Genomic DNA, 10,897 nt, shown 5'->3' with positions numbered 1-10,897 from the left:
AAAAACTACGGTTCTTTTATCGTAATCGTCAAAACTCATCTCGCTTGCTGCGCGCACGAGATTCAAACAAAGACGATTTTACGATAAAACAACCTTGTTTTTAGGCTCACCTGCCAAGGTCAGCCCCCTTCTAGCCAGTTCATACGTTCAAAATAATCTTTTAGGACAGAATTAGTACTAATTAGTTGTTTGAGTATGTCCAAAACAAAATCACTCTGCGCCAAAAAAGTGGAGGTTTGGAGACCGCCACATCTGCCTGCCTTACACCTGGTTTGCTTTCATAAAACAACAGCTCTTATTCGAGATATTCACTGGGAGTCTTTTTAAAGAACTTTTTAAACACCCGGCTAAAATACTTAGGGTCATTAAAACCAACACTGTAGGCCACCTCGCTCACGGTCATCTCTTTGGAAAGAATCAATGGGCGGGCCTTTTTCAGCCGATAAATAGTAATAAAATCATTAGGAGATAAATCCACCAGTGCTTTCAATTTTTTGTAAAGCAGCGAACGACTAACAAACATACTATCGGAAAACATTTCCACACTAAAATCGGGATTACTGTATGATTTTTCCAAAACATCGTAAGCTTTTGCCAGGAATTTATCATCCAGCGATTCGCTTTTGGTACTCACCTCCGGTATTTCGGACTGAGAGGTGAACAAGCTGCGAATCTTGCGTCTGGTTTCAATGGCATTGTGTACTTTGGCTTTCAGAATATCCAGATTAAAAGGCTTGGAGATGTAATCATCAGCACCAAACTGCAACCCTTGTAACTGGTCTTCCATCAAGGCCTTGGCCGAAAGCATTATCACCGGCACATGGCTGGTATAAAGATTATTCTTTATCTGGCGACACATTTCAATACCATCCATTTCGGGCATCATCACATCCGATATAATCAGTTCGGGCGGATTTTTCCGGGCAATTTCATAGCCCACCTTACCGTTTTCAGCAACCTGAACATGATACTGGCCACTCAATGAGTTGGCTATAAAAAGTGCCAGTTCTTTGTTGTCTTCCACAATCAAGACAGTGGCTTCGTCAGATGATTCTACAGAGTTGGCAGCTAAAAAAACCTCCTCCTCCTGAATATTATCTAAAACCACCTGAACCTTATTGGTTATCTCCGAAGAATCATAGGTAGGCAATTCATTCACCTCAGCTCCGGAAAAATCCTCCTGCCGATAGGGCAGAGTCACAATAAACCGACTGCCCTGATTGGCGTTCCGACTAACAACAATGGAACCATTCATGGCATCCACCAGCTCTTTAGTCAGAGCCAATCCAATTCCGGTTCCTTTAGTGTAAGTATCTCCGGCAGTACGATAGAACCGCTTAAAAATCTTCTCCATTTGCTCCTCTTTTATGCCAATACCGGTATCGGTGACTTCAATAGAAAGAGAAGGCTTTTGATGTTCGGGATGTTGTTCCGTAACCGTCAAAGTTATCTCTCCGCCTTCAGGAGTATATTTAAAGGCGTTCGACAAAAGATTATACAGAATATTCTCCAGTTTCTCATCATCAAACCAGTATGGCCGGTTTTCGAGGTTAACATTTTTTATATAGATAATATTCTTTTGTTTTGCCAGAATATCATACGCATGAAAAACCTCCGAAATAAATGAGGGGAGGTCACTATTGGTTATTCTCACCGAAAGGTTACCTGTCTCAATCTTCCTGAACATCAGCAACTGGTCTATCAACAGATTCAACCTACGTGCATTTCGTTGCACCGAAGTCAGAAGTTCGTGGGCAACGCCAGGCAGGTGCATTTCTTTTAGCAAACGTTCCACCGGCGAAATAATCAATGTCAGTGGAGTTCTGAATTCATGAGAAATATTGGTGAAAAAGCGCAGACGACTCTGATTGATGCTTTCAATCTCCTCATTCAGTTGAAGCAGTTTGTCCCGCTGAAGCATAATTTCTTTGTTTTTCTCCTCAAGCTCCAGTTTCTGTCCTTCCACCTCTCCGCTTTTTCGTTTCAGATCGGTATTTGTTTCCCGCAATTCTTCAGCCTGCTGCCGCATCTTATCATTTTGCTCGGCAATACGCTCTGTTCGTTCAAGAACGGTTCGTTCCAGCTTTTCTTTTTCCAGAAGCAGTCGTCTGGTGTGATGCTTAATATATAAAAAAGTGCCTGCAATCAGAGCCAGAATAAGCAACACCAAAAACCAGGTTGTTTGCCAGAAAGGAGGTCTGATAGTAATGAGAATTGTAGTTACCTCGTCACTCCACCGGCCGTCGCTGTTACTTGCCTTTACCTTAAACAGATAAGTGCCACCTTTGAGATTGGTATAAGAGGCAGAGCGTTGACTGGAAGCTACCTCCACCCAGTCACGGTCAACACCCTCCAATTGGTAGGCATATTTTATTTTGCGGGTCAGAAAGTAATCCAGCGCAGTAAACTCCAGCGAAAAAACATTGTCCTTGTAAGAGAGGGAAATCTCCTTAACATCCTGAACCGGTTTGCCGAGCACAACTTTACCATATCTTTTGTCTCCCACTTCAATTTCCGAATTAAACACCTTTAAAGAAGAGATGGTAACCTCGGGCTCGTGGGGATACATAGGGAAACTGGACGGAAAAAAGTGATTAACCCCGTTTATACTTCCAAAAAATAATTCCCCACTCTCTGATTTAAACGAAGCAGACCAATAAAACTGGTCACTCAACAGACCATCATCGGCAAAAAAGTTGTCAATCTGCCCGGTTTCGCTGTTTATTCTGGACAGTCCGTAATCGGTGCTCACCCAAATAAAACCCGCTACATCTTCCTGAATGGCATAAATAACATTGTTACTTAAACCATCTGTTTTATTATATTTCTGAAAACTGTATTCGCCAACTGAATCAAGCCGTGCTTCAACCAATCCATCTCCGTAGGTTCCAATCCAGATATTTCCATCCATATCTTCGCCCAATGAAGTTATATAATTTCCTGGCAAACCGTTGGAACTATCACTTCTAAAAACCTGAAGCTGACTGGACGGACAAACTGCATTGTACGGAAGATCCAGCTCCTGAACCGGCAACCTGAACAAGCCCGTCCGGGTTCCTATCCACAGGTAATTCTTACTGTCTTTCATCAAACAGCCAATTTCGCTAATGTGTACCAGAGCATTATTGTTCTGATTAATATCAACAAAAGTCTCTGTATCAAGGTCTAAAATGGCAATACCTCCTTCGGTACCCACAAAAAGATACCCTCTTGCATCATAGAGTAGTGAAGAAATAAAGGCATTTTGAAAATTAGTTTCCCGATTGGACACCGGCGGAATCATTGTGCGAAATGTTCCGTCCGGCATCATTTTCGCCAGTCCACTTCCCCATGTACCAACCCAAAGCGTTTCTCCGGCAGTTTTTGTTATCGCCGTAACATAATCGGATGGTATAGAAAAGGGATTACCAGGCTCATGACGAAAACGTCTGAATTGTCCATTTCGTCGATTGTAACGATTCAATCCCCCACCTGCAGTCCCAATCCATAAAATTTCATCTTCTCCATAAATGGAATTAATGGTATTATTGGACAAACTGTTGGGATTATTGGGCTCGTGAATAATATAATTAAAGGGTTTCTGATAAAGATTAAAATGGTTGACACCCCCTTTTTCAGTCCCAACCCAGACGTTTCCCTCCTTATCTATATCCACAGCATTAATAAAAATGCTATTGAGAGAAAACTCATCAATGGTATTAAAAGGAAAAGACTCAAAAGAATTACTATTTACTTTATAAACATCAACCCCCCCCAGCGAGCCGATATAAATATTTCCTCTGAAGTCCTGAATAATGGAGTTAACTCTGTTATGGCTAAGGGAGGAAGACTCCAGCGGGTCATGGAAAAACCACTCATCCCTTCCGGTCACCGGATTATAAACCCACAGTCCGTTAATCGTGCCAATCCATAAGTCTCCTTCCCTACTCTCAAAAATAGACAGAATCAGGGCATTGTTGAGCCCGGGCTGAGAAAACAAGTGAATACCGGAACGTTCATGGTCCGAAACAGCAATGCCATGATTGGTTCCGATTAAAATGCGACCGTCTTCCATTTGAAGAAAGGAAGCTACATGGTTGCCCGGAAGCAAACTATTCGTTGTATCGAAATGGGCTACAGCAAAGTCATCCTCTTCGTGAGTAATTAAGAACAATCCCTGCTCATAAGTCCCGACCCAAATGCGATCATCACTATCTGTGTAAAGTGCAACAATATTAAACGAGCCATCCAATGCATCAGACAACAAAAACTCTTCAAATTCTTCTGTATTCTGGTTATATCGGGCCAACCCCTGAGATGTACCAATCCAAATATAATTGGCGTGACTTTGAGTAGGCGCATTGACCAGATTAGACGGCAAATCGGGCTTCCAGAAATTTGAAAAGTCATATCCATCGTAACGGCTGAGTCCGTTTCCGGTAGCAAACCACATAAACCCGTCCTGATCCCTGAGAATATCATTCACGGTATTCTGCGGCAAGCCCTGATCAATGGTAAGATATTGTATATGATAGCTAAACTCCCCCTTCACCAAAAAGAGAAAAGGAAAACCTATCAGAAAAAAAACCAATGTCCCTATTTTCTTCAGCAATACCATTCGATAGTTTTTTTTGTTTTATCCTCGGGATAAAATTAACAGAAACCGCAAGAAATTACCGTTGACTGATACACTTTTATTCAATAATCCGCTTCTAATCCACCTCCATCCTCTCTGTTTTTCCGCAATGTAGATACATTTGAGGTATGGTTTATTCCATCAGTTTTTTTAACGGTAATTTAATCATATTCTAATGATGAACTTTTTTAAAATGCACTTTTCCGTATTGTCAGCTGTGCTGATTCTGACAACAGGCTGTGCAGACCAATCTTCTTCACTTAACAGCAACCCCTACGAGGATGATTATTCAGAGATTACCCCTCTTTCTTTTAAAGACCAGTGGGGAACGGCAAATGTTCACGATCCATCCATCATTAAAACGGATAGCTTTTATTACGTCTATTCCACCGATGCTTACTATATAAAACAAGGAGTCAAATTCAACGACACCGGAGAGAAAATGGGAAACATTCCCATTCGAAGGTCCAAAGACCTTGTCAACTGGGAGTTTGTTGGTTGGGCATTGGATTCCATCCCCCAACCCGCAGTTAACCATGTTCATGCAAATACGGGAAACAAAGGGGCTGACAATATGTGGGCACCTTTCATCTACAAACACAATGACACCTACAGAATTTACTACTCTGTATCCAGTTTTGGCTCGCAGGCGTCCTTCATCGGACTGGCAGAAGCTCAAACGCCCGAGGGACCATTTACCGACAAAGGGGTAGTGGTAAAAACTGACACGTTAAGTGTGATGAACGCCATTGACGCATCGGTCATAAAGGATAAAAAGACAGGCAAAGTCTGGATGCATTACGGCTCCTATTTCGGTGGCTTACACGTGATCGAACTGGATGAGGAAACCGGTTTTGCAAAAACGCCCGGCGACCAGGGAAAACTGGTAGCTACCAGGGCAAACAAAGAAACCCGCGTCATTGAAGCGCCCGAAATTGTTTTCAATCCTGAATTTAACAAGTACTATTTATTTGTCTCCTACGACCCGCTTTTCACTTTCTACAATGTGCGGGTTGGACGTGCAGATACTCCCGAGGGGCCATTTTTCGATTATTTTGGCAACAACATGGCCGAATCAACCAACAATCTCCCCATGCTGACACACTCCTATATGTTTGAAAATCATCCGGGATGGTCGGGCAATGGACATTGTAGCGTGCTCCAGGACGATGGAAAATTCTTCATGCTTCACCAGGGACGCCTGGCCCCGGACAATCTTATGATGCAAATGCATGTGCGTGAAATGAAATGGTTGTCATCGGGATGGCCGGTGGTTTCTCCTGAACGGTTTGCAGGTATAGAAAAGAAGAGTATCCAACCTGAAGACATTCCGGGAACCTGGGAAATCATACATCTGAAAGACCTGGCGGATCAAACGGACCTCTGGCAGGGACAAATTCCTCCGGGAGGGTGGACTTACGACAAAAGTGCTTTTAATGTCTCTAAAAGAATGGAGCTCACGGATGATGGAATAATTAACAATGGAAAATTCGATCATTGGAATATTGATGGTGACATCATGAGAATCAACAACTCCGAATGCGCTGTTTTTTATGGCTGGGACTGGGAAAATGAAAAAGAAACTATTCTTTTCTCCGGGATAATGGACAATGGCACCACTGTTTGGGGCAAGAAAGTTGAATAATCCGAATCATTATAAATCACATTAATCTTTTTTTCATAGCCAGACAAGGGACTTTCTGACAATTCGGAAAGTCCCTTGCTCATTTTTTGGCGAAAAAAGCTATATTCTTTTTACTTCCATTTGATGCTACACCCGATGGCTTTAGTTTCCTTTGGAGCTACCTGTTTTCCCGCTTCAAGACTGGCAATAGCATTGGCAACATATTTCTCCTTTACTTCTGAGGCATCCTGATAATTATCGTCAATAGCACCCATGTATTTCACGACCAACTTTTCGGATTCTTTAGCCACCAGGTAAACATGAGGTGTTCGTTTGGCACCATAAGATTTGGCTATTTCCTGTGTCTCATCAAACAGGTAAGGGAAAGTAAACCCTTTCTTTTGGGCCCTGACTTTCATATTCTCAAATGAATCGGCAGGATAAGTTTCTGGATCGTTGGGATTAATAGCAATAACGGGATATCCCTGACTCTTGAATTCCTTATCCATCTCAATAATTCTGTCTTCATAAGCCACAGCATACGGACAATGGTTGGTGGTGAAAATAACAATAAACCCTTTGGCATCAGGAAAATCAGCCAGTGAAACCAAACTCTCGTCCACATTTTTCAGTCTGAAATCACGCGCCTCATCCCCCGGAACATATCCCTGACCAGAAATTGAAGCCGAAAAAACGGCTAATACTGCAAAAATCATCAACTTCTTCATGACTATATCGATTTAATAATGGTTATCAACTCTTCTTTTGAAAGGGAGCTTTCATGAAAGCTCCTGCTGTTGTCTTTGTAAATCAGGGTTGCAGGGATGGCCCCCGACCAGCCGGCATCCACCTTATTTATCCATTCATTGCTGTTGGGATCGTTCAATAATATAACTTGTTCTCTGATTTCATGTTTTTCAATGAATGGCAACAAACGACTTTCTTTTTGAGTGGGAAAATCAAGACTCACAAAAAGAAACTTTACCTTTTCGTCTTTCATCGCCGATGCCACCTCCATGAAATGAGGCATTTCCTCAACACAGGGTTTACACCAGGTAGCCCAGAAGTTCACCACATAAGTAGTATCGTTGGTTTTATTGAGCCAGGGAGACAATTCTTCGAAATTCACTTCCGAAACTTCCTGTGCATTGGAAGACACAACCAATGGAACAAATACGAGAAAAAAGATTATCAGGTTTTTCATGATCATTGAAACAAACATTGCAAGGAACAGGTTCAAATAATGACCTGAATTATTATTACCTCATTTATTTCTCAATATCATCATTACCCAAATTGAAATTGTTATTTTTAAGCACTATTTCTCAAAAACTGATTGTTAATTTCTGGATTGATTAAAGTTTTAAGTATTTAAACCACACAAGATAACAAAAAAGATTTTGAGGCACATAAGCATTTAGTGGCTTAGTAACAAGATTGTGGTTTAGCCAAATCACTAACACAAGAAATCATTTCAAGGTGATTTCTTGTGTTGTTAACACGCTTTATTTCATGAATTATCAATTCGACGAAGTCAATAATGCAGGTTAAACTGTATAAAACAATAGGTTAATAAAAAAGACCTAAAAGCAGACACGATGAAGCAAAGATTTTATTATCAAAGATTGGTAATCATCAATTCTCTTTTAAAATCATTTTTCATCAGGCACTTACGAAAGTTTAACGGAGTATGGTAGCATGAACTGCCTACCTTATTGCACAACAAAGCATCAAATTTAAACAATTCATTTTCAAGGTGCTGCAAAAACCAACAAACGATTAATTGAATGGAAAATTAAATAAAATGACACATGACTCCGACAAAGAACACCTCGCTCTTTGAAGCTGTAATACCCATCATATTGCTGATTACCCTGCTCACTTCCAATGTCTTCCTCTTTGAAAACACGCTAGGAGGAGCCAATCAGATAGCATTACTTCTTGCAGCATCAGTGGGTGCAATTATTGTTTCCAAAAACGGCCTCAGCTGGGCAAACACCAAAGACCACATTGTCAAAACAATTGGTTCGGCCATGCCCTCGATGCTCATTTTATTGCTGATAGGCTCTCTGGCAGGAACCTGGATGATAAGTGGTGTGGTACCGGCAATGATTTATTATGGAATGGACCTCATCAATCCACATGTATTCCTGATTACTGCCGTTATTGTTTGTGCTATCGTATCCGTTGCCACAGGCAGTTCCTGGTCCACCATTGCGACCATCGGCATTGCACTGTTGGGAATTGGCAAAGCCATTGGCGTAAGTGATGCCATCACGTCCGGAGCCATCATTTCAGGCGCCTATTTTGGCGATAAAATCTCCCCTCTCAGCGATACCACCAATCTGGCGCCGGCAATGGCCGGAACCGACTTGTTCACCCATATCAGGTACATGTTTTACACCACAGTTCCCAGTATGACCATCACCCTGATTGTTTTCGCTATTATGGGTGTGAACTACGATTTTGAAACCACTGTTTCGAGTGCAGAAACAGTAAAAGCCAGCATTGAGCAATCTTTCAACATAACGCCCTTGTTGTTCTTGGTGCCTGCGATACTGCTGACCATCATTATTTTAAAAATGCCTCCCCTGCCTGCCCTTATGGTTGGAACACTCCTGGGCGGGTTATTTGCCATTATTTTTCAGCCCCAAACTATTCAGGAAGTGGCAGGGAGTGGTATTAGTTACGCAAAAGCTTCCTATATAACAGTTATGCAAGCCATGTTTGGTGACGTCCAACTCTCCACCACCAATCCCACAGTCAACAAACTACTTAGCACCTCTGGAATGCGTGGAATGCTGGATACCATCTGGTTGATTTTATCGGCTATGGTATTTGGTGGTGTTATGGAAGCCGGCGGGTTGCTTACCCGGATTACCCGCCCCATCATGAAGATGGCCAAATCGACCGGAGCTTTGGTGACCTCAACGGTAGGTACCTGCATTTTCTTCAATATCACAGCATCCGACCAATACATCTCCATTGTGGTGCCGGGGCGCATGTTCAAAAAAGCTTACGAAGACAAAGGTCTGAAACCCGAAGTCCTTAGCCGCACCCTGGAAGATTCCGGCACCATGACCTCAGTTCTGATACCCTGGAATACCTGTGGAGCCACCCAATCCAGGATTCTCGGGGTGGCCACGTTTGACTATCTGCCCTACGCATTTTTTAATCTTATCAGTCCGCTCATGAGTATTCTGTTCGCTTTTCTGAAGATAAAAATCAGACGAACAGGAAACAAGGGATAAGGGGATTAGGAGACTAGGGGATTAGGGGACTGGTAACCAAGAGATAAAAAAAACTTGGCTTAAGTTTATTGTCGCGTATACATTTTTAGAGATTGCTTCTCCCGATCTCGTGCCTCATCGGGATCGCAATGACGCTCTTTCACTTTTTTATAGAAAAGGTTGGCAGGTTCTGTCTTTGCGAGGGCTTTGCCTTAATCAATCTCAAATGAAATAAACGTTATTTTAAACTAGAGCCAAAAACCAAAAAGCTTAACAGCCTGGAGCACAGGGCGTGGGGAGAAATGCATTTAAAGCTTTACACCTCAACACGGAACTAAAAACACTGAAAGAAAAATATATGAAATCGGAAAAAGAAAAAATGCTGGCAGGTGAGCCTTACGATGCCCATTGCAAAGAGATGATTGCCATACGTACACGAGTAAAACGGATTCTCCACAAACTGAACGTCACAGAATATTATACCGACAACTTTAAGGATACGATAAATGAATTGTGTCCCAACTCGGCCAAAGAAATCCATTTGGAACCGCCGTTTTATTGCGACTACGGAGAAAATATTTATGCAGGCGAAGGTGTATTTATCAATTTTGGGGCAGTTATTCTGGATGGAGCCAAAGTAACCATAGGCAGAAAAACACTAATTGCTCCAGGGGTGCACATTTATACTGCCAGGCATCCGGTCAATATTGAAGACCGTAGAAAGTGGGAAGATTGCCGGCCGGTAACCATTGGCGAGGAATGCTGGATCGGCGGACATGCAACCATTTGTCCCGGTGTAACCATAGGCGACCGTTCTGTTATCGGTGCCGGTGCCGTCGTTACCAAAGACATTCCAGCCGACTCACTCGCTGTGGGCAATCCCGCTCGGGTTATCAGAAAGCTGAACCAGTAAAGCCTGCAAAAAAATTGAGGGCTTCACTTAGCGTGAAACCCTCATTAATTTTTAACACCCCCAGAGCACTCACCCATATAGTTCTTAAGGCCTTACCCCTTATATTCGTGTTTTTTTTGGCAAAATATTTTCTAAGGGATTATTATGAAAGGCTGCACCATTTATGGTTTTGGGTCCACGAATTATTCGAAACGACTGCAAGGAGTTCGATAACACCTCAAAAGACGATTGTAATGTTGTCAATTACACGAATTTGAGTCGCACAATGTGCGACTTTAAACGGCTACACCGTTTAAAAAATTCTGTCGCTCGGCTCTGCCGCTTTGCTTGCAAGAATTCGTGCATTTCGTGGACAAAAAAATAATTACCTGGCAATTAATCATTTATAATGGTCAACTTTTCCAACTATCCTACTTGCTTTGTTCTGGCTTGTCCAGGATAGACTTATGCATATCTATGCAATTCAAAAAAAAAAAAAAAATCACTAATAGTTATCCGGTTCTATCTCGAAATGT

General features: G+C 42.1%; 6 protein-coding genes. 3 read left to right on the top strand and 3 right to left on the bottom strand.

Annotated elements, in window-relative coordinates:
- Window positions 1-295 precede the first annotated feature (295 nt).
- Entirely contained in the window at window positions 296-4,597 is a 4,302-nt protein-coding gene (locus QZZ43_RS10020) for a two-component regulator propeller domain-containing protein (protein WP_291858513.1), read from the bottom strand.
- Between the two features lie 193 nt (window positions 4,598-4,790).
- Here QZZ43_RS10020 and QZZ43_RS10015 point away from each other — a divergent pair, with 193 nt between their 5' ends.
- Entirely contained in the window at window positions 4,791-6,260 is a 1,470-nt protein-coding gene (locus QZZ43_RS10015; RefSeq protein WP_291858510.1) for an arabinan endo-1,5-alpha-L-arabinosidase, read from the top strand.
- Between the two features lie 110 nt (window positions 6,261-6,370).
- On the opposite strand, the gene QZZ43_RS10010 is transcribed toward QZZ43_RS10015, so the two are convergent.
- Entirely contained in the window at window positions 6,371-6,967 is a 597-nt protein-coding gene (locus tag QZZ43_RS10010) for a thioredoxin family protein (RefSeq protein ID WP_291858507.1), read from the bottom strand.
- A gap of 2 nt (window positions 6,968-6,969) precedes the next feature.
- Window positions 6,970-7,443: a TlpA disulfide reductase family protein gene (locus QZZ43_RS10005; RefSeq protein WP_291858504.1), complete on the bottom strand. Its 474-nt coding sequence runs from the start codon at window positions 7,441-7,443 to the stop codon at window positions 6,970-6,972.
- Between the two features lie 607 nt (window positions 7,444-8,050).
- Between QZZ43_RS10005 and nhaC the strand changes: the two genes are divergently transcribed.
- Both nhaC and QZZ43_RS09995 read left to right on the top strand, forming a co-directional pair.
- Complete coding sequence (nhaC, locus tag QZZ43_RS10000; protein WP_291858501.1) at window positions 8,051-9,490, top strand: Na+/H+ antiporter NhaC; 1,440 nt, start codon at window positions 8,051-8,053, stop codon at window positions 9,488-9,490.
- A 337-nt stretch (window positions 9,491-9,827) separates the two neighbouring features.
- Complete coding sequence (locus tag QZZ43_RS09995) at window positions 9,828-10,382, top strand: sugar O-acetyltransferase (RefSeq protein WP_291858498.1); 555 nt, start codon at window positions 9,828-9,830, stop codon at window positions 10,380-10,382.
- Window positions 10,383-10,897 lie beyond the last annotated feature (515 nt).

This window comes from Marinilabilia sp. (assembly GCF_016278715.1).
GTDB lineage: Bacteria > Bacteroidota > Bacteroidia > Bacteroidales > Marinilabiliaceae > Marinilabilia.
This window is presented reverse-complemented; position numbering and strand designations above follow the sequence as displayed.